This window comes from Nitrospirillum guanabarense (genome assembly GCF_034653355.1).
Lineage (GTDB): Bacteria > Pseudomonadota > Alphaproteobacteria > Azospirillales > Azospirillaceae > Nitrospirillum.
The window spans coordinates 173,871-193,376 of the sequence record NZ_JAYEER010000002.1; the positions used below are offsets into that span (position 1 = coordinate 173,871).

At 67.7% G+C, this 19,506-nt stretch carries 12 protein-coding genes; 7 read left to right on the forward strand and 5 right to left on the reverse strand.

Annotation, left to right across the window (positions count from 1 at the left end; all coding sequences use genetic code 11):
* The first annotated feature begins 135 nt into the window (after positions 1 to 135).
* Together UAA55_RS07455 and glf are read left to right on the forward strand one after the other, a co-directional pair.
* Entirely contained in the window at positions 136 to 1,398 is a 1,263-nt protein-coding gene (locus UAA55_RS07455; RefSeq protein ID WP_322952048.1) for a glycosyltransferase, read from the forward strand.
* The gene (gene glf / locus UAA55_RS07460; RefSeq protein WP_322952049.1) at positions 1,391 to 2,548 is read left to right on the forward strand and encodes a UDP-galactopyranose mutase; all 1,158 of its coding nucleotides are present in this window, start codon (positions 1,391 to 1,393) and stop codon (positions 2,546 to 2,548) included. Before UAA55_RS07455 ends, glf begins: the two co-directional genes overlap by 8 nt.
* Here glf and UAA55_RS07465 read toward each other — a convergent pair.
* Positions 2,545 to 3,588, reverse strand: a complete 1,044-nt coding sequence (locus UAA55_RS07465) for a patatin-like phospholipase family protein (RefSeq protein WP_322952050.1) — start codon at positions 3,586 to 3,588, stop codon at positions 2,545 to 2,547. The two genes, glf and UAA55_RS07465, sit on opposite strands and share 4 nt — an antisense overlap.
* A 410-nt stretch (positions 3,589 to 3,998) precedes the next feature.
* Here UAA55_RS07465 and UAA55_RS07470 point away from each other — a divergent pair, with 410 nt between their 5' ends.
* Both UAA55_RS07470 and UAA55_RS07475 read left to right on the forward strand, forming a co-directional pair.
* Positions 3,999 to 5,498, forward strand: a complete 1,500-nt coding sequence (locus tag UAA55_RS07470; protein ID WP_322952051.1) for an ATPase domain-containing protein — start codon at positions 3,999 to 4,001, stop codon at positions 5,496 to 5,498.
* On the forward strand, positions 5,495 to 7,963 hold the full coding sequence (locus UAA55_RS07475; protein ID WP_322952052.1) for a response regulator: 2,469 nt from the start codon (positions 5,495 to 5,497) through the stop codon (positions 7,961 to 7,963). The genes UAA55_RS07470 and UAA55_RS07475 overlap by 4 nt, the downstream gene beginning before the upstream one ends.
* Positions 7,964 to 8,034: 71 nt before the next feature.
* On the opposite strand, the gene UAA55_RS07480 is transcribed toward UAA55_RS07475, so the two are convergent.
* Positions 8,035 to 9,942, reverse strand: a complete 1,908-nt coding sequence (locus UAA55_RS07480; RefSeq protein WP_322952053.1) for a hybrid sensor histidine kinase/response regulator — start codon at positions 9,940 to 9,942, stop codon at positions 8,035 to 8,037.
* 358 nt (positions 9,943 to 10,300) lie between these two features.
* Positions 10,301 to 10,711, reverse strand: coding sequence for a general stress protein (locus UAA55_RS31465; protein WP_322952054.1), 411 nt, complete (start codon positions 10,709 to 10,711; stop codon positions 10,301 to 10,303).
* A gap of 368 nt (positions 10,712 to 11,079) precedes the next feature.
* On the opposite strand from UAA55_RS31465, the gene UAA55_RS07490 reads away from it, so the two are divergent.
* Complete coding sequence (locus UAA55_RS07490; RefSeq protein WP_322952055.1) at positions 11,080 to 11,589, forward strand: YciE/YciF ferroxidase family protein; 510 nt, start codon at positions 11,080 to 11,082, stop codon at positions 11,587 to 11,589.
* 50 nt (positions 11,590 to 11,639) lie between these two features.
* Here the strand turns inward: UAA55_RS07490 and UAA55_RS07495 are convergent, their stop codons facing one another.
* Positions 11,640 to 12,710 carry an alpha/beta hydrolase gene (locus UAA55_RS07495; RefSeq protein ID WP_322952056.1) on the reverse strand — a complete coding sequence of 357 codons (1,071 nt, stop codon included), beginning with the start codon at positions 12,708 to 12,710 and terminating at the stop codon, positions 11,640 to 11,642.
* 36 nt (positions 12,711 to 12,746) lie between these two features.
* Positions 12,747 to 14,870 (reverse strand): alpha-N-arabinofuranosidase, encoded by a 2,124-nt coding sequence (locus UAA55_RS07500; RefSeq protein WP_322952057.1) that lies wholly within the window; start codon positions 14,868 to 14,870, stop codon positions 12,747 to 12,749.
* A gap of 257 nt (positions 14,871 to 15,127) precedes the next feature.
* Between UAA55_RS07500 and UAA55_RS07505 the strand changes: the two genes are divergently transcribed.
* Positions 15,128 to 16,783: a GH39 family glycosyl hydrolase gene (locus UAA55_RS07505; RefSeq protein ID WP_322952058.1), complete on the forward strand. Its 1,656-nt coding sequence runs from the start codon at positions 15,128 to 15,130 to the stop codon at positions 16,781 to 16,783.
* Positions 16,784 to 16,832: 49 nt separating this feature from the next.
* Entirely contained in the window at positions 16,833 to 19,505 is a 2,673-nt protein-coding gene (locus tag UAA55_RS07510; protein WP_322952059.1) for a glycoside hydrolase family 3 C-terminal domain-containing protein, read from the forward strand.
* Position 19,506 lies beyond the last annotated feature (1 nt).

A 19,506-nucleotide genomic window follows, 5' to 3' on the forward strand; every position in this document is an offset into this window, starting at 1 on the left:
CCCGGGGAACTTTCCCTCCGTCCTGTTCTTGGAGCTTCAAACGCCGGGACACGCCACTGGAACACGCCAAGGCGACCACCCGGCCACCTCCCCCCACAGCGAACCCCGGATTCCCCGGGCGACAGGAGTAATGCCATGCAGGATGCACGGGCAATCAGCCCTCGCCTTGACTCGATTGCCCCCGGCGCGGCCCGCGCGCCCGACCTGGTCTGCTTTTCCCATCTGCGGTGGGATTTCGTGCGCCAGCGCCCGCAGCATCTGCTGAGCCGCGCGGCCAGGCACTACCGGGTCCTATTCATTGAGGAAGCGATCTTCACGACCGATGACGAAACGGCCCTGCCCCGCATGGACATCACACCCCGGACCGACGGCGTTTCCGTCGCCGTGCCCATCCTTCCCTCGGGCCTCGATGGCGACGCCATCACCTTCCATCTGAGCCGGCTGACGCATGCGCTGTTGGCCGGCCGCGATCCGTCATCCCGGGTGCTGTGGTACTACACGCCGGCGGCCCTGGATTTCACGGGCGACATTCCTGCGGCCGTGACGGTCTACGACAACATGGACGAGCTGTCGGCCTTCCTCGGCGCCTCGCACCGCCTGCTGGCCCAGGAAAACGCCCTGTTCGCCAAGGCCGACCTGGTGTTCACCGGCGGCATGAGCCTTTACGCGGCCAAGCGTCATCGCCATCCCGCCGTGCACGCCTTCCCCTCCAGCATCGACGCGCGCCATTTCGCCCAGGCCCGGAGCTATGACGGGGTTGAGCCGCCGGACCAGGCGGACATCCCCCATCCGCGCATCGGCTTCTTCGGCGTGATCGATGAACGCATGGACCTGGACCTGGTGGGGCGGCTGGCCGACCTCAGGCCCGACTGGCACTTCATCATCCTGGGCCCGGTCGTCAAGATCGACGCGGCCAGCCTGCCCCGGCGGCCCAACCTGCATTGGCTGGGACCGAAGGGCTACGACGAGCTTCCCCGCTACCTGGCGGGCTGGGACGCGGGCTTCATGCCTTTCGCCTTGAACGAGGCGACACGCTTCATCAGCCCGACCAAGACGCCCGAGTTCCTGGCGGCCGGCGTGCCACTGGTGTCCACGCCCATCACCGACGTGGTCACTCCCTATGGCGCCAAGGATCTGGTCAAGATCGCGGACGACGCGGCGGCCATGGCGATCCACCTGGACGGGCTGCTGGCGCAGCCGCGGGACCTGTGGCGGGCGGCGGTGAAGCGCCAGTTGGCCGCGACCTCCTGGGACAAGACCTGGGCCGCCATGCGGGCCCTGGTCGAGGGCGTCGCCACGGCCAAAGCCCGGCCCGGGCGGAAAAACCCCCCGGCCGCGCAGCCGGCCAGGCAAGTGTTCCCGACGGCGCCGGCGGAGCAGGAGCCCGCCCATGTTTGATTGGTTGATCGTCGGCGCCGGCTTCGCCGGCAGCGTGCTGGCGGAACGCCTGGCCAGCCAGCGGAACGAGCGTGTCCTGCTGATCGACCGCCGGCCCCACATCGGCGGCAACGCCTATGACCATTACAACCGGGACGGGCTGCTGATCCATGAATATGGGCCGCACATCTTCCACACCAACAACCGCCAGATCGTGGACTACCTGTCCGCCTTCACCGGGTGGCGGGACTATAGCCACCGGGTGCTGGCGTCGGTGGACGGCACGCTGGTGCCCATCCCCATCAACCGGACGACGCTGAACACGCTGTACGGCCTATCCCTGGCCGATGACGCGGCGGCGGCGGCCTTCCTGCGCGCCAGGGCCGAACCCGTGGAGGTGATCCGCACGGCGGAGGACGTGGTGGTCAGCGCCGTGGGACGTGAGCTGTATGAAAAGTTCTTCCGCGGCTACACCCGCAAGCAATGGGGCCTGGACCCCAGCCTGCTGGACAGGTCCGTCACCGCCCGCGTACCCACCCGCACGAACACGGACGATCGCTACTTCACCGACAGTTTCCAGGCCATGCCGCGCGACGGCTACACGCGCATGTTCGAGCGCATGCTGCGCCACCCCAACATCAAGATCATGCTGCAGACCGATTACGCCGACCTGCGCGGCGTGGTCGCCCACAAAAGGCTGGTCTACACCGGACAGATCGACGAGTTCTTCGGATACCGCCACGGCCCACTTCCCTACCGGTCGCTGCGGTTCGAGCATGTGACCCTGGACCGGACGCTGCACCAGCCGGTGGCGGTGGTGAACCACCCCCAGGACCAGGCCTACACCCGGGTGACGGAGTATAAGCACCTGACGGGCCAGGTGCACCCCAAGACGGCCCTGACCTACGAATACCCCAGCGACGTCGGCGACCCGTACTATCCCGTGCCCCGACCCGAGAACCAGGAGCTTTACCAGCGATACGAGGCGCTGGCCGACGCGACGCCGAACACCTGGTTCGTCGGCCGCCTGGCCACCTACCGCTACTACAACATGGATCAGGTGGTGGGCCAGGCCCTGGCCACGTTCCGGCGCATCGAGGAGCGTGTGCCCCGGCCAAGCACCCCCGCCGCGCCGGCGGGGGCCGCCCTGGAAATGGCCGGTGACGGTTAAGAGGGGCGGCCGGCGCCGTCCCTGCCCGGCCGGGATGGCGCGATATGGGTGAAGCCCTCCCCCGCCGGCGTGGACCGCCATTGGCCGAGGGCCGCCCGCATGTCCTCCAGCCCGGCCCGCCACCGCTCGGCGATGGACTGGGCGGAGAAATTGAGGCTTTTGCCCACCTTTTCATGCGCCGGGGCCCGGTGGGTGGCGTGGACCAGGGTCAGGCCACCCGGCAGGCCCGCGCGCCGCCGCAGGGCATACTCGCGGCGCAAGGCCGCCAGCGCGCGCTGGGCATGGCCGGCGCACTGCAAATCCTGGCACCGGGCCAGCGTGGCCGCCATGTCGGCCGGCGGCGGCCCGTCGATGGAGAACAATTCGCTGGCGAAGCACAGCAACCTGCCCTCCGGCATTTCCAGCACGGGCACGTCCAGCGGCATGTTGTTGCGGTGGACCGGGTCGCACAGCAGGCGGCCACCCAGGTCCACCGGCGGGAACAAGGGCATGGCCGCGGTGCTGGCCAGCAGGTGCCCGCCGGTGATGGGTTCCGCGGCGCTGTCGAAATAGACCTCCTCCCCCGTCACCACGTCCAGGCAGCCCACGGTCAGCCGGATGCCGCCGCCGTTCAGCAGGCCATAGTCCAGCAAGCCTTCCAGCGTGGCGGCCAGGGGATGGTGGTCCATGAGGGCGGTGTCGTCGGGCAGGCCCGGCAGCAATGTCAGGAGGCCGGGGAAGCGCCGCGTGAAAAATCCCGGCCGGCCCATCACCAAGGTCCCCAGGGTGTGCGCCTCGTTGTAGTCATCCCGGCCGGCGGCCGCCAGCCAGGGCGGACTGACCGCGCTGGCCAGTTCCCAGTATCGCCGCAGCCGCGGCAGGCGCAGTTCGGCCGGGTTGCCGGGGATCAGCGCGCCCGTGACGGCGCCAATCGATGCCCCGACGATCCAGTCAGGCTGGACGCCGGCTTCGGCCAACGCCTCATAGGCGCCACCATGATAGGCGCCCAGCGCGTTGCCCCCGCCCAGGACCAGGATGGTCGCGTCCGCCTGCCTGTCCATCGGAAGGAAATCTCCACCGCCACGAGGATATGGACGTGACAAGAAGCCGAAGCTCCTTCGCTTCCCATGGCGGGGCGTCCCGTCGTCGGAGGTATTTCGGAAGACATTCGGGGAGAAAGGTGCCCTTCATATTCCGGCTTATGTCCCTTTGGCTAATATCCCTTGGCGCCTTTCAATGTTTCCCTTCGCACCGAACGGGTAGCAATTCTCCCACTCTTCCTCTCTGAGGAGGCGCTTCGAAAAGTACCACCCTCTTCCTTTCCACGGTCCTAAACCGGTTTGGCCGGAAACCGCGCCGCATCCCGATGGCGATAGGGCGCGAGGTTTCAGGGAACGGCCGACGAAATCCCGAGTTGGGAGACCTCAGCTTCGGGAGTATCAGCAACCTGTAATTCGCAGCGAGGGCCGCCTTGGCTGAAACGAAGACCCTATCGCCCAGGGCCGCAACCGGCATCACCGGTCTGGACGATGTCCTGGTCGGCGGACTTTCGCGCCGCCATGTGTTCCTGATCGAAGGCGAACCTGGTTCGGGAAAGACGACCATCGCCCTGCAGTTCCTGCTTCAAGGCGCCGCGGAGGGGGAGCGGACCCTGTACGTCACCATGTCGGAGACGGAAGACGAGCTGCGCGAGGGTGCCGCGGCGCGGGGATGGAACCTGCCGTCCAGCATCCAGATATTGGAGCTGGTGCCCCCCGAAGCGCTTCTGGACGCGGAGCAGCGCCAGACCCTTATCCACGCCTCGGAACTGGAACTGGGCGAGAGCATGGAACGCCTGGTCAAAGAGGTCGAACGCGTCAAGCCTGACCGCATTGTTTTGGACAGCCTGTCGGAACTGCGCCTTCTCGCCCAAAGCTCCTTGCGGTATCGGCGCCAGGTGCTGACGCTGAAGCACTATTTCGCCCGCCTGGGCGCCACGGTCCTGCTGCTGGACGACCTGACCACCGACACCTGGGACAGGACCGTTCACAGCGTCGCCCACGGCGTCGTCCGCCTGGAACAGCTGGCCCCCGCCTATGGCGCCGAACGGCGGCGGCTGAGGGTGCTCAAATATCGGGGAACGGCCTTCCGGGGCGGTTTCCACGACTTCGTCATCGGCGCCGAGGGCGTCCGCGTCTTTCCCCGCCTGGTCGCCACCGAACACAAGACGCGCTTCGCGCGCGACGAGTTGAAGAGCGGCAACGCCGCCCTGGACCAGCTTCTGGGTGGCGGGGTGGAAGCCGGCTCCAGCACGCTGGTCATCGGTCCGGCGGGAACCGGCAAGTCGCTGCTGGCCCTGACTTTCGTCGCCGCCGCCATCGCGCGCGGCGAAAAGGCAGCGATCTTCGTCTTCGACGAGGAAGTCGGCCTGCTCTTCAAACGGATGAAGGCCTTCGGCATCGATCTGGAGACGCTGCGCAAGAGGGGGGACGTGTTCGTCGAGCAGGTGGACGCGGCCGAACTGTCGCCCGGTGAATTCTCGCACCGGGTCCGCGCCGCCGTCGATGAACGGGATATCAAGACCGTCGTCATCGACAGCCTCACTGGCTATGAAGCGGCCATGCCGGAAGAACGGGCCCTTGTCCTTCACCTTCACGAAGTCATGCTCTACCTCAATCGCCAAGGGGTGACCACGTTCGTGACGGTGGCGCAGCATGGCTTGTTCGGCACCATGGAAAGCCCGGTCGACATCACCTATCTGGCCGACACGGTGATCCTGCTGCGCTATTTCGAGGCGGACGGCGATATCCGCAGGGCGGTATCCGTCGTGAAGAAACGGACGGGCGCGCACGAAAGCACGATCCGGGAATACCGCATCGGGGATGGCGGCCTGCAACTGGGCGAGCCGTTGCGGAGTCTTCAGGGCGTGTTGCGCGGCACGCCGCTCTATACCGGCGCGCGCGAGGCCCTGTTTGGCGGAAATCGAACGTGATTCCCGGCCCGCATTCCCTCTGCACCCTTATCCTGACCCCCACGGGGCGCGACGCGACAATCGCCGCCGGCATCCTGCGCGACGCCGGTCTTTCCTCATCCATCTGCCACGATGTGGGTGAGCTGCATCAACAAATCGTTGCCGGCGCCGGCATGGCGCTGGTGGCCGAGGAGGAATTGCTGAAGGCCGATCTCGCCCCCCTGTTCCGCTGGGTGGCGGAGCAGCCTTCCTGGTCGGATCTGCCCTTCATCGTGCTGACCCTCCGCTCCGCGCCCACCACCGGACCGGCGGCTGAAATGCTGGCCGATGGATTGGGCAACGTCACGTTCGTGGAACGGCCATTCCGCCCGACCTCGTTGGTCAGCCTGGTCCGGTCCGCCAGCCGGGGGCGGCGGCGGCAGTACGAGGCCCGCGGCCGCATCGAGGAGCTGCGGGAAAGCCGCGACCGGCTGGCGCGCGAAACCCACATGCTCGAACTTCTGAACCAGACCGCCATGCGGATCGCCGCCGGCCTTGATCCGCAGACGGTGGGGCAACGCGTCGTCGACGCCGGCGTGGAACTGACCGGGGCCGCCTATGGCGCCTTCCACGACACCACCGGTTCGGCCGGGGCTTCCCGCCCGCCCTATGCCTGGTCGGGCCCGGCGGCGGACATCTTCGCGGCGTTCCCGATGCCCCGGGACCTCGTGCGCCATGACGACATCACCCAGGACCCACGGTATGGCCGGAATGATCCGGATCGCGGCGGGCCGGGGATCGCCAGCTACCTGGCCCTGCCCGTCCTCTCGCGCTCGGGCGACATGCTCGGCGGCCTGTTCTTCGGCCACCCGGACGCCGGCATGTTCGACGAACGGTCGGCGCAGATGGCCAGCGGCCTGGCCGCCCAGGCGGGCGTCGCCATGGACAACGCGCGTCTGTTCCGGGAGGTGCGGGGCATCAACGCCACCTTGGAGGCGCGGGTCGCGGAGCGGACGCGCGAGCGCGACCGGATGTGGCGCCTGTCGAATGACCTGATGGCGGTCCTGGATGCCGAGGGCGCGCTGCTGGCCATAAATCACGCCTGGACGGCCGTGCTGGGCTGGCCGGAGGAGCGGCTGCGCGTCACCAACCTGTTCGACCTGGCCCATCCGGAGGATGTCGGGGGCATCAAGCACCAGATGAGGCGGCTGAAGCGGGGGGACCCGATATCGAACTTCGAGGGCCGGCTGCGCGCAGAGGATGGAAGCTTCCGCAGGATAGCCTGGACCGCGTCGCCCGATGAAGGCCTGCTCTACACCGTCGGGCGTGACGTCACGGCCCAGCGTGAGGTCGAGGAGCAGTTGCGCCAATCGCAGAAGATGGAGGCCGTGGGCCAGCTCACCGGCGGCATCGCCCATGACTTCAACAACCTGCTCCAGGGCATCACGGGCTCGCTGGATCTCGTCAACCGCCGGCTGACGCAGGGGCGGACCAGCGACGTGGAGCGCTTCACCGCCGCGGCGATGGCCTCGGCCCATCGCGCGGGCGCTCTGACGCACCGCCTTCTGGCGTTCTCCCGCCGTCAGCCGCTGAAGCCGACGCCGGTCGATGCCAACATCCTCATCGCCTCCATGGCCGATCTGCTGCGGCGCAGCCTTGGGGAGCGCATCGACCTGGAACTCGTGCTGGCGGACGGCCTGTGGCCGACGCTGTGCGACCCCAATCAACTCGAGAACGCCATTCTCAACCTGTGCATAAACGCGCGCGACGCCATGCCGGATGGCGGCAAGCTTTCCATCGGGACCTGCAACGCCCATCTGGACGATCGGCACGCCGCGGGCGCCGGCGATGTGCGGCCCGGGCGCTATGTCTGCATTTCCGTGACCGACACGGGCGTGGGCATGTCCCCGGAGACGATCCGCCGGGCCTTCGATCCCTTCTTCACGACCAAGCCGCTGGGCCAGGGCACGGGACTGGGCCTGTCCATGATCTACGGCTTCATGCGGCAGTCGGAAGGGTACGCTCGGATCGAGAGCGAGCTGGGGAAGGGCACCACGGTCAAACTCTACCTGCCGCGTCACGACGGGCGGGGGGAAGCCGCCGAGGCGAGCCTGGGGACGGTGGAAGGCCATCATGCGCGCCCGGATGAGGTCGTCCTGGTCGTGGAGGATGAGCCCGTGGTGCGCGGGCTGATCGTCGAATTGCTGGGCGAGTTGGGGTACCGGGTGCTGGAGGCCCACGACGGGCCCTCGGGCCTGGCCATCCTGCAATCGGACCAGCAGGTCGATCTGCTCATCACCGACATCGGGCTGCCGGGGCTCAACGGCCGGCAGATCGCCGAGGCCGCGCGGCCGGCGCGGCCCGGGCTGAAGGTCCTGTTCATGACCGGCTACGCCGAAAACGCCATGCCGGCGCAGGGCTTCCTGGAACAGGACGTGGAGTTGATCACCAAGCCCTTCCCCATGGAGGTCCTGGCCCAGCGCCTCAGCAAGATGATGGCGAGATAAAACGGCGTTTCCGGAATCAAGGCCCCCCAAGTCGGGTTGAAACGCGACCAGGGCCTGGGGGATGGGAACCGTCAAGCGGCCCCAAGCGCGTTGCCGATGGCCAGGGCAAGCTCTTCGATACGGTAGGGCTTGGCCAGCACCTGGTATCCGTGCTGCGCGGCGGCCTCCTCGCTGTAGCCGGTGGACAGGATGACCGGCAGGCCGGGACGCAGGCGCTTGACCTCCCGCGCCAAATCCAGCCCGTTCATCGCGCCCGGCATGACGATATCGCTGAACAGCAGGTCGAAGTCCCGCCCGGCCCGGACGAGGTCCAGCGCCTCCTGGCCGTTGGGCGCGTGCGTCACGTTATAGCCGAGGTCCTCCAGCGCGGATCCGATGATCGGCGCCAGGATGGGGTCGTCCTCGGCCACAAGAATCCGGGCGGTGCCGCGGGGGGCCGAGCCTTGGAGCGAACCCAGGGACCCCTTGGGCGCGTCCATCGCCCGGGGCAATATCAGGGACACGGTCGTGCCGGCCCCCACAGCGCTGTCGATCCAGGCGCCGCCGCCCGACTGGTGGGCGAAACCATAGACCTGCGACAGGCCCAGCCCGGTTCCCTTGCCCGTCGCCTTGGTGGTGAAAAAGGGGTCGAAGGCCCGTGCCACCACCTCGGGCGGCATGCCATCCCCGGTATCGGACAAATAGACCCGTACCGCGTCGGTTCGCCCTTCCCAGGCGCTGACGTTCTCCGCGCCCAGCACCAGCCTGCCGCCCGCCGGCATGGCGTCACGGGCGTTCGCCGCCAGGTTCAGAAGCGCCACCTCCAGTTGGACGGGATCGGTTTGGACCGGCCAGACGCCGCCGGGGAGATCCAGCGTCACCTCGATATCGCCCCGGACCACCTGCTTGATCAGGCCGATGCAGCTCAGCAAGGCGTTCCGCAGGTCGACCGGTTCCACATCCATCTGGCGCTGGCGCGAAAAGGTCATCAGTTGCTGTATCAGCTTGGCGCCCCGGTCCACCGCCTGCATCCCGGCTTCGACCAGCCGCGCGTTGCGTCTTCTGTCCCCACCGCGGCCGATCATCTGCAGGCAGCCGGAAATGGCCTGCAGCAGATTGTTGAAGTCGTGGGCCATGCCGCCGGTCAGCTGGCCGATCGCCTCCATCTTCTGGGCGTGGCGCAGCTTTTCCTCCAGCTCCCGGCGCTCGGTGTTGTCGCGCGTGATCTTGGCGAAGCCCACCAGCTTGCCGTTGTCGTCGCGGATGGGATCGATGATGACATGCGCCCAGAAACGGCTGCCGTCCTTGCGGACGCGCCACCCCTCCTTTTCGTAACGGCCTTCGGCTTCCGCGACGGCCAGGGCGCGCGCGGGCAAGCCGGCGGCCAAGTCCTCCTCGGTATAGAAGCGTGAGAAGTGTGCGCCGACGATCTCTTCGCTTCGATACCCCTTGATCCGCTCGGCTCCGGCGTTCCAGTTGGTCACATGGCCGGTGGGATCCAGCATGTAGATCGCATAGTCGGTGACGCCCTGGACCAGCAGGCGGAAGCGCGCCTCGCTCTCCCGCAGGGCCTGCTGGGCCTCGCGCCGCTCTGTGATGTCCCGAGTGACCTTGGCGAAGCCGATCAAGGTGCCAGCCTCGTCCCGGACGGGGTCGATCACGACGCTGGCCCAGAACCGGGTGCCATCCTTGCGCACGCGCCAACCCTCGGCCTCGAACCGGCCCTCGTTGGCGGCGATGGCCAGGGCTCGCTGAGGCACCCCGGCCTCGCGATCCTCCTGGGTGTAAAAACGGGAAAAGTGCTGGCCCAGTATCTCACTGGCCTCATAGCCCTTGAAGCGCCGGGCGCCAGGGTTCCAGCTGCTGACCACGCCGGTCGCGTCCAACATGTAGATCGCGTAGTCGTCGATGGCGTCCACGAGAAGCTGGAACCGCCGGCTGTCGCCCCCAGGTGCTTCGCCGGTCGCGATATCCGTTTCCAACGGCAAACCCTCAATCATGCCCTCGATCCCGCGACGGCCGCGAAACAAGGCCACCGTCGCCCAATCCGGACGCCATTTAGATCATGATCCGGATGAACAATACTATTAATAAAAGGGGGATATTTATTTTGGTATAAATAGTAATAAATTAAATAACGTTGATTTCACAAACATCTAAAGCAACTTCCGCTCTGATCCGGCGCCATGGGAGGGGGGTTCTGGCCACGCCGCCGACGTGGCCAGAACTGCCGTCCGCCCCGAGGGAGCGAAGGCGGCCGGCTTCGGATGGCCATTTGGCTATCCGAACAGGATCACTGCCAGTGTTTTTGATTTGCCGAATGACCTACGGTCCAGGGCGGTGTCCCCCCAAAGCGCCCTAACGATGACCGTGGGACGCCTCGCCGCCCTTGCGGCCAGCCTCCGACGCCCGTTCCGGATTGTCCGCGAAGTTGCCGCCCCCACCCCGGTTGCCGCCGCCGGACGCCTCGCCCCCCTTGCGGCCAGCCTCGGCCGCCCGCTCGCGGTCGTGGGCGAAGTTGCCGCCGGAGGCCTCACCCCCCTTGCGGCCGGCTTCAGCGGCCAGTTCACGGTCCTGGGAGAAACTGCGCTTCTCGTCCGGAACGCTGGCGCCCCCCTTGCGGCCAGCTTCGGCGGCCAGTTCATGATCCTGCGAGAAGCTGCGCTTCTCATCGGGCACGCTGGAGCCGCCCTTGCTGGCGATATCCCGCTGCTTGTCCTCGTCCATCGAGGCGAAGCCGCGATTGGAAGTTCCATTGTCCTTGCTCATGACGTCCTCTCCATTCTGGGGAAGCACCGCCGTCTCCGGAATCGGCACATCAAGCGCACCAAGCCCGGATGTCTTATCTTTTTGACGGTGTGCCATATAAAGGACACGCGTTCCTATTTGTTCCAACTTTGGCGGAATAAAGCCATAAAATGAAGTACAGATAAGTCAAAGCTGCGCTTACATCTCAGATATACATGGATTTCCACTTGCACGCGATCGGGCTGGACCGTTCACACCCATGCTTTCATCCTGATCATTTGATGAAGATTTCATTCCGTATGGAACGGAAGCCGGCGTCGGCGCTTTTCCGCCAGCAAGCCCTGGGGCGGGACCATACCGAACCGTCCCATCAGACCGGAGAGCAAGCCATGGCGCAAAAGACACTGCAAACCATGTTCATCGAGGAACTGCGGGACCTCTACAGCGCGGAACGCCAGATCATCCGCGCCCTGCCGAAACTGGCCAAGGCGGCATCGGCCGACGATTTGCGCCAAGCGCTGGAGACCCACCTGGAAGAAACCCGGGGCCAGGTGGAGCGGCTGGACAAGGTGTTCGAGACGCTGGATACCAGCAGCCGCAGCCGCGGCAAGAAGTGCGAGGCCATGGAGGGCATGCTGTCGGAAGCCAATGAGCTGCTCGACCTGGGCCTGTCGCCGGAGGCCTTGGACAGCGCCATCATCGCCGCGGCCCAGAAGGTCGAGCATTACGAGATCGCCAGCTACGGCTCCGCCATCGCCTGGGCGACGGCGCTGGGGTACGACGAAGCCGCCGACATCCTGGCTGAAACGCTGGAGGAGGAAAAGAACGCGGACCAGATCCTGAACAAGGCGTCCCGCACCGTGAACGACACGGCGGCGGAACAGGTCCGCGCGGCCTGACAGGCCCGGAACAAAGGTCCCGGTCAACCTCGACCGGGACCCCTGGCCCGTCAGGGCGCCTCCCCGAAATCCAGGTTCCGGCTGAAGAAGGGGATGACCTGTTCCTGGATGCGGAACGCCACGTGGCTGGTGTGGGTGCCCGGGTAAATCTCAAAGCTGTTGGGAATGTGATAGGTGTCCAGCGCGTCATGCAGCTTGCCGGCATCGACCTTGAGCCCATCCTGGTCGCCCACATCGATGGCGATGGCGCGGTAGCGGCGCAGCGCCCCGACATATTGGTCCATGAAGGCCAGCGGAGCGTTGGCCGCCCATTTGGCCAACACCTCCGGCCGCTGCTGCCCATCCTTGACGGGCAGATCCAGGTACAGCGGCGGGTTCTGCGGGTTGGGCGACCAGGCGGCGGCGGTGGCCAGTTGCGCCCGCGCCATGAACGGCAGCGCGCTGGAATCCGCCGGCGCCTTCGCCGCCTCCAGCGCGTCCCAGATCTTGGGATCGATGGGGCCCAGGGCGCGCGGCGACAGACAGCAGGGGCTGAGCATATAGAGCGCGCCGAAGACGTCGGCGTGCTTCATGCCGATGCGGCTGGTGCCGTAGCCGCCCATGGAGTGGCCGGCCAGGCCCCGGCTCTCCCGCTTGGCGATGGTGCGGTAATGGCCATCGATATAGGCGACCAGGTCGCGGGAGATGAAGGTCTCGAAGTCCCCCGTGGTCACCGAGCTTGAATACATGGAGCCGTTGTGGACCGTCTTGCTGTCCGGCAGGACGACGATCATCTCGCGCGCGCCTTGGGCGTAGGCGCCCTCGACCGTCTGGGGCACATGGATTTCCGCCATCCACTGGGCGGCGCCGATGGAATAGCCGTGCAGAGCATAGACCACCGGATAGCGCCTCTTCGGGTTGGCGGCATAGCCGGGCGGCAGCACCACGTAGACGTCGCGGTCCACGGCATCGCCTTCGAGATTTCCTTCCAGCGTGGGGGCGTGCACGGTGATGTGTTCCACCGTCACCGCGCGGGCGCCGGGCACCGGGTCCGGCGCCTCCGTCGCCACTTGCGCTCGGGCGGGGCCGACGCCCGCCCCCACCGCCAACGCCATGGCCAGGCAATAGGCCGCTTTTCTCATTCGTTCCTCCCTGGGGATATCATTGGCCTGGGAATATCATTGGCCGGCGACCCGGGCGGGGCCGCGAACCGGAAACTCGTAGATCGAGGTGGAGAGCGCCGGCACGGTCAGCGGCTCGCGCAAGGACGGGGCCGGCGCCTCGATGATCGTCACCTGCGGGGCGGCCCCAACCTTGTTCTGCGCGTCCAGGGCCGGGCCGCTCAGCCGCCAGACGCGGCCGGCGCCATCCGCCTGCGCTCCCTGCACCGCCAACGACAGCGGCTGCGGCTGGAAGGTGGCGTTGACCACGGCGACCCGCAGCGACCGCCGGTCGGGGCTGAGACCGGCGACGATGTCCAGCGGATAGGTCGGGCTGCCCGACTTCACCAGGGGATGATCGTAACCCACCGCGAACTTGGGGTCCGGTTGCGGCGCGTCGCCCGTCACCGCCACGGGGATGACACCGGCGCCGAACCGTTCCCCATACAGTTTGAAGACCTGGCCGGTCGCGTTCAGGGTGGCCCCCGCCGGCGTCGCGTCCAGGGTGGAGATGCCGAAGGTGAAGGCGCTCATACGGATGAAGTCGGAATGGCGCAGCATCTCCTGCAGCACCATGGAATACGCCAGGGCCAGCTTCAGCGTGGGCTTGTTGCCGGCCCCGATGTAGGCGTACTCGTCGATGGACAGGAAAATGGGCTTCTGCGCCATCGCCGGGAAACGCCGCTGGTAGATGGCCCATTCCTCCGCCTTCATGCGCACCTGGTTGGCGGGGGCGCGGGCGAATTCCATCAGCTCATCCGCCGGCGGGGCATCGGGGCGCTTCTCCACCGTGTCGTACCAGTGCTCGCTCAGGCCGTCGAAATCGCCCCAGGCCTTGGCCAGCAGCCCGCCCGTCCAGTCGTTCTCCGTCCCGAACTTGGGCTGGATGCTGTCCAGGCTGGCGTTCTCCTTGGCGTCACGCGGGTGCATCTGGTCCGGCATAGCGCCGGAGCCGATCAGGGTGATGGTCGGATCCACCGCCCGCATCGCGGCGGCGAACTCGCGGTGCTTGATCATGAAGTAATCCAGCGAGGTGCGGCCGATCTGCCACCAGCCGTAAGGCTCGTTGCCGATGTTCCAGTAGCGCACGCCGTAGGGCTCGGGATGGCCGTTGGCGGCGCGCTTGGCGCCCCATTCGCTGGTCGCGGGGCCGTTCAGGTACCCCACCTCCTCCGCCGCCGAATGGGCGTCGCCCAGGCCGGCGTTGACCGTCACATAGGGGTCCACCCCCAGCAGGCGGGTCAGCGCCATGTATTCGTCCATGCCAAGGTCATTGGGCTGCATGGCGCTCCAGGCGTAGTCGTAGACGGGGGGCCGCCGGTCGCGCGGGCCCAGGGCCTGATGCCAATCCCAGTTCGACAGGAAGTTCCCGCCCGGCAGGCGCCAGAAGCCGGAGTGCAGCGACTTCAGCACGGCGATGGTGTCGGCCCGCCAGCCGTCCACATTGTCCGCCGGCATGAGGGTGACGGTGCCCACGCGGAAGAAGCCCGTGCCGGTGCCTGTCACCTCGAACCGGGCGTCCGTCGTGTCGGCGCCCGGCTTGAAGGCGAAGTCCAGGCTCTGCCATTCCGCCGTCAGCGGCGGCAGGGTGACCGCCTGGCGGTCGCCCGCGCCCGGCCCCCAGACCAGCGCCACCGTCAGCACCGTGCCGGGGGTTCCGTTGGCGACGATATGTCCGACATATTCACGCCCCTGCGCCACGCCCAGCCCGCCCTGGCCGAAGCCATGCGGCGCAGCCGCGTCCACCGCCACGCGAACGCTCTGCGCACCGACATAGGGCTGGGCCCGGTCCATGGTCACCGCCGCCTCATCGCCGATGGGGCGCCATTTGCGATTGACCAGGGCCGGCTTGCCCTCCACCGACAAGGGCTGCGGCGGGTCCTTTCCCTCGGCGACGACGGGGAAGTAGAATTTCCGGTCGTCCAGCAGTTCCGCCCACAGCGCACGGTTCATGAGGCCGCCGATGGGTTCGATGAACATGCCATAGGCGTAGGGCGTGACGGCGGCGCTGGCCCGCGTGGCGTCAACCCGCGCGATGACGGGGCGCGTGGCTACGGGTTCCGCCGCCGCGTGCGCTGCACTACCCAACAATATTGTCGAAAGCGCGAAAACCGCCCCCAGGCGGCTGTGCGTGGCTGCCATCGTTCCCTCCCAGGTGGGCCCTTCCCTGACGGGTCGCCCGGTTTTTGCCCCCCGTCCGTGACGGCGGGAGGTGTGCATGTCGCGCAATGTGAGCGCTAACATGATTTAATTGTCTGAGTATTTGATTTGGAGTCAAGATGTGTCAGGGTGGCGCCACAAAAAACGGGCAGCCACAAAAACGGGAGGAACGGGTGGCGTCGGGCGATTGGCGGAGCGAGGACGGCCGGAGGGGCCGGGCGGCCGGGCGGCGGGGGCGAATGCGCACCGTGGCGGCCGGCCTGCTGGCGCTGAGCCTTTCGTCCGGGCCGGGGCTGGCCCAACCCGTGCCGACACCGGTGTCCATCACCGTGGATCTGGCCCATCCGGTGGGCCCGGCCCATCCCCTCTACGCCTGGTTCGGCTATGACGAGGCCAACTACACCACCATGCGGGATGGCCGGGCCCTGCTGACCGAACTGCACGACCTGGCGCCGGTGCCGGTGCACGTCCGCACCCATCATCTGCTGAGTTCCGGTGACGGCGTTGCGGCCCTGAAATGGAGTTCGACCAACGTCTATTCCGAGGATGCGGCCGGCAACCCCGTCTACGACTTCCACATCCTGGACGGGATTTTCGACGCCTACCGCGATGCCGGCGTGGTGCCCATGGTGGAGCTGGGCTTCACCCCCAAGGCCCTGGCCAGCGGCACAGGAACCTATGAGGACGTCTACCCCGACGCCGCCATCGGCGGCACCGTGCACAGCCCGCCCAAGGATTACGCCAAGTGGCGGGCGCTGATCCGCACCGTGGTGGCCCACCTGGCGGACCGCTATGGCCGACAGACCGTGGCCGGCTGGTATTTCGAGGTGTGGAACGAGCCGGACATCCCCTACTGGCACGGCACGCCCGCCCAGTATTTCCGGCTGTACGACACCACCGTCGCGGCGGTGCGGGAGGTGCTGCCCCAGGCCAAGGTGGGTGGCCCCGCCACCACCGGGCCCGGCGGGGCCAGCGGCGCCCAGTTCCTGAAGGACTTCCTGGACCACGTCGCCGCCACGCGGGTGCCGCTGGACTTCATCTCCTTCCACGCCAAGGGACAGCCCACCATCCAGGACGGGCAGGTCACCATGGGCCTGGCGCAGGAACTGACGGACGTGGACAAGGGCTTCGCCTTGATCGCCGGCCACCCGGAATTCCGTTCCCTGCCCATCATCCTGTCAGAGGCCGACCCCGAGGGCTGCGCCGCCTGCTCCATGACCGTCAACCCCGCCAACGCCTATCGCAACGGCGCTCTCTATCCCGCCTATACCGCCGCCGCCTACAAGCGCCTGTTCGAGCTGGCCGACCGGCACGGCGTCAACCTGCTCGCCATGCTGAGCTGGTCGTTCGAGTTCGAGGGCCGGGCCTATTTCGAAGGTTTCCGCGACCTGTCGACCAATGGCGTCGACAAGCCCATCCTGAATTTCTTCCGGATGGCGGCGATGCTGCGCGGCACCCGCGTCGCCACCGCCGGCCCCCAGTCCCACACGGCGGCCGACATCATCGCCCACGGCGTGCGCGACGCGCCGGATATCGATGCCCTGGCCACCGCCGACGCGCGCGGCGCCGCCGTGATGGTGTGGAACTATCATGACGAAGCGAAACCGGCCGGCGGTACGGCCGTGGCGTTGACTATCACCGGCCTGCCCAAAACGGCGGCGCGGGTGCGGCTGAGCCACTACCGCATCGATGACCGCCACTCCAACGCCTACACCGCCTGGCAGGCCATGGGGTCGCCACAGAACCCGACCCCGGCGCAACTGGCGGAGCTGAAGGGGCAGGCCGGGCTGCAGCTGGCGGAATTGCCGCGCTGGCTGGCGCCCTCGGGCGGCGTCGTCCCCCTCACCCTGGACATGCCGCGCCAGTCGGTCTCGCTGCTGGCGCTGGATTGGTAACGACGGCCCCGGCCGACCTGTAAAAGAACAAGGAATGGGAAGGAAAAGAATGCGTTATCGCCCCCTGACACGCGCGCTGCTGCTCGGCGCCGCCTTCTTCGCCGCCAGCACCCAGGTGCGCGCGGACCAGCCCGCCTCCCCCGCCGTCGGCGAGGCGTGGCAAAAGGCGCAAAGCCTGGTCGCCCGCATGACCCTGGATGAGAAGCTGGGCCAGCTGGTCAACGTGGCGCCCGCCATCCCCCGACTGGACATCCCCGCCTACAACTGGTGGACGGAATCACTGCACGGTGCCATCGGCGCCGTCCCCACCACCAACTTCCCCGAGCCCATCGGCCTGGCCGCCACCTTCGACGCGCCGCTGGTGCACGACGTGGCGGAGACCGTCAGCGTGGAGGTGCGCGCCCTGCACACGCTGGGCCGCGCCACCGGCCACCTGGGTCGCATCGGCACCGGGCTGGACACCTGGTCGCCCAACATCAACATCTACCGCGACCCGCGCTGGGGCCGCGGCCAGGAGACCTATGGCGAGGACCCCTATCTGACGGCGCGCCTGGCGGTGGCCTTCGTCGGCGGCATGCAGGGGCCCAACCCCGACCTGCCGGACGTGGTAGCCACACCCAAGCATTTCGCCGTGCACAGCGGCCCGGAATCGACCCGCCATGCCGCGAACGTCTACGTCTCGCCGCACGACCTGGAGGATACCTACCTGCCCGCCTTCCGCGCCGCCATCGTGGAGGCACGGGCCGGATCCGTCATGTGCGCCTACAACCGCATCGACGGGCAACCGGCCTGCGCCAGCGACCTTCTGCTGAAGGACCATCTGCGCGGTGCGTGGCACTTCACCGGCTATGTCGTGTCGGACTGCGACGCCGTGAAGGACATCGCCGACAATCACAAGTACGCGCCCGACCAGGCCGCCGCGGTGGCCGCCGCCCTGAAGGCTGGCGTGGACAACGAGTGCAACGTCGCCACGCTGTTCGGCGGGGGCGGCGGGCTGGCGGCGCGCTACAAGGAGGCGTACACGCGCGGCCTGATCGGCGCAGCGGACGTCGACCTGGCGCTGGTGCGCCTGTTCTCCGCCCGCTACCGCAACGGCGACCTGCCCGGTCTGGACCGCCCCAAGCAAAACGTGCCCGTGCAGGCCATCGGCACGGCCGAACACCAGCAGCTGGCGCGCAAGGTGGCCGGTGAAAGCATGGTGCTGCTGAAGAACGACGGCGTGCTGCCCCTGAAGCCCGGCGTCAAGGTGGCGGTGATCGGCCCGCACGGCAATTCCACCCGCGTGCTGCGTGGCAACTATTCCTCGGCCCTGTCGGCCCCGCCCGTGTCGGTGCTGGACGGCTTGCGCCAGGTGATGCCGGGCGCCCGCATCACCCACGTCCCCTTCAACGAGACCGTCATGGACGGTGACCCGGTGCCCACGTCCGCCCTGGTGACGCCCGATGGCAAGCCGGGCGTGCGGGCGCAATATTTCAACGCCAACGGTTCGGTGAAGGCCCCGGCGCCGGACGCGCCCTTCGGCTCCATGCCGCCGCTGGAGGTGACGTCCAAGCCCGTGCTGACGCGGGTCGAGGCTGGCGTGGGCGGCAGCGGCCATGACCAGAAGTCGGTGACGGAGAATTACCGCGTGGTCTGGACGGGCTTCCTGGTGCCGCCGGAGTCCGGCACCTATCGCCTGGGCCTGACCGGCTTCTCCGGCGGGGAGTTCGAGTTCGACGGCCGGCGCGTGGACCTGGGCACGTTGCTGTGGGGTGACCTGCCCAAGCTGGAAACCGTAACCCTGGAAAAGGGCAAGCGCTATCCCATCCGCATCGCCACCGACGTGCACGGTATGGGCGGGGTGGAGTTCCTGTGGAAGAGGGTAGCATCCGCCGCCGACGACGGTGACCTGGCCGTGGCCGATGCCGACGTCATCGTCGCCGCCGTGGGCCTGAGCGCCGATCTGGAAGGTGAGGAGATGAAGCGCCAGATCGAGGGTTTCGCCGGCGGCGACAAGACCTCCCTCGACCTGCCGGCGGAGCAGCGCCGCCTGTTGCAGGCCGCCAAGGCCACCGGAAAGCCGGTGGTGGTGGTCCTGTTGAACGGCAGCCCGCTGGATCTGTCCTGGGCCAAGGACAACGCCGCCGCCATCGTGGAGGCCTGGTACCCCGGCCAGGCGGGGGGCCTGGCGGTCGCCGACGTGCTGTCGGGCAAGACCAACCCCGCCGGCCGCCTGCCGCTGACCTTCTACCGCAGCGTGGCCGACCTGCCGCCCTTCGACGATTACGCCATGACGGGTCGCACCTACCGCTACTTCACCGGCCAGGCCGTCTACCCCTTCGGCTACGGCCTGTCCTACACCCGCTTCGACTACGGCCCCGTGACCGTGCAGCCGACGCATGGCGGCGCGGAGAACGGCGTGCGCGTGACGGCCACGGTGACCAACACCGGCGACCGCGCGGGCGACGAGGTGGCGCAGCTGTACCTGAAGCCGCCGGCGTTCGAGGGCGCACCCCGCCTGGCGCTACGCGGTTTCCAGCGCCTGTCCCTGGCGCCGGGCGAAAGCCGCACGGTGTCGTTCGAGCTGTCGCCCCGTGACCTCAGCTTCGTCACCCGTGACGGCGACCGCCAGGTCATGGCCGGCACCTACCAGGTCAGCGTCGGCTCCGGCCAGCCGGATAGCGGCGTGCCCGTCCAGCAGGGGCAGTTCACCACCACGGGGGCGCTGTCCATCGAGCGGTAGG

Excerpts from the sequence above, each read along its gene's own strand:
- UAA55_RS07455 (WP_322952048.1), top strand. The coding sequence starts at position 136 with ATGCAGGATGCACGGGCAATCAGCCCTCGCCTTGACTCGATTGCCCCC.
- glf (WP_322952049.1), top strand. The coding sequence starts at position 1,391 with ATGTTTGATTGGTTGATCGTCGGCGCCGGCTTCGCCGGCAGCGTGCTG.
- UAA55_RS07465 (WP_322952050.1), bottom strand. The coding sequence starts at position 3,588 with ATGGACAGGCAGGCGGACGCGACCATCCTGGTCCTGGGCGGGGGCAAC.
- UAA55_RS07480 (WP_322952053.1), bottom strand. The coding sequence starts at position 9,942 with ATGATTGAGGGTTTGCCGTTGGAAACGGATATCGCGACCGGCGAAGCA.
- UAA55_RS31465 (WP_322952054.1), bottom strand. The coding sequence starts at position 10,711 with ATGAGCAAGGACAATGGAACTTCCAATCGCGGCTTCGCCTCGATGGAC.
- UAA55_RS07490 (WP_322952055.1), top strand. The coding sequence starts at position 11,080 with ATGGCGCAAAAGACACTGCAAACCATGTTCATCGAGGAACTGCGGGAC.
- UAA55_RS07495 (WP_322952056.1), bottom strand. The coding sequence starts at position 12,710 with ATGAGAAAAGCGGCCTATTGCCTGGCCATGGCGTTGGCGGTGGGGGCG.
- UAA55_RS07500 (WP_322952057.1), bottom strand. The coding sequence starts at position 14,870 with ATGGCAGCCACGCACAGCCGCCTGGGGGCGGTTTTCGCGCTTTCGACA.
- UAA55_RS07505 (WP_322952058.1), top strand. The coding sequence starts at position 15,128 with ATGCGCACCGTGGCGGCCGGCCTGCTGGCGCTGAGCCTTTCGTCCGGG.
- UAA55_RS07510 (WP_322952059.1), top strand. The coding sequence starts at position 16,833 with ATGCGTTATCGCCCCCTGACACGCGCGCTGCTGCTCGGCGCCGCCTTC.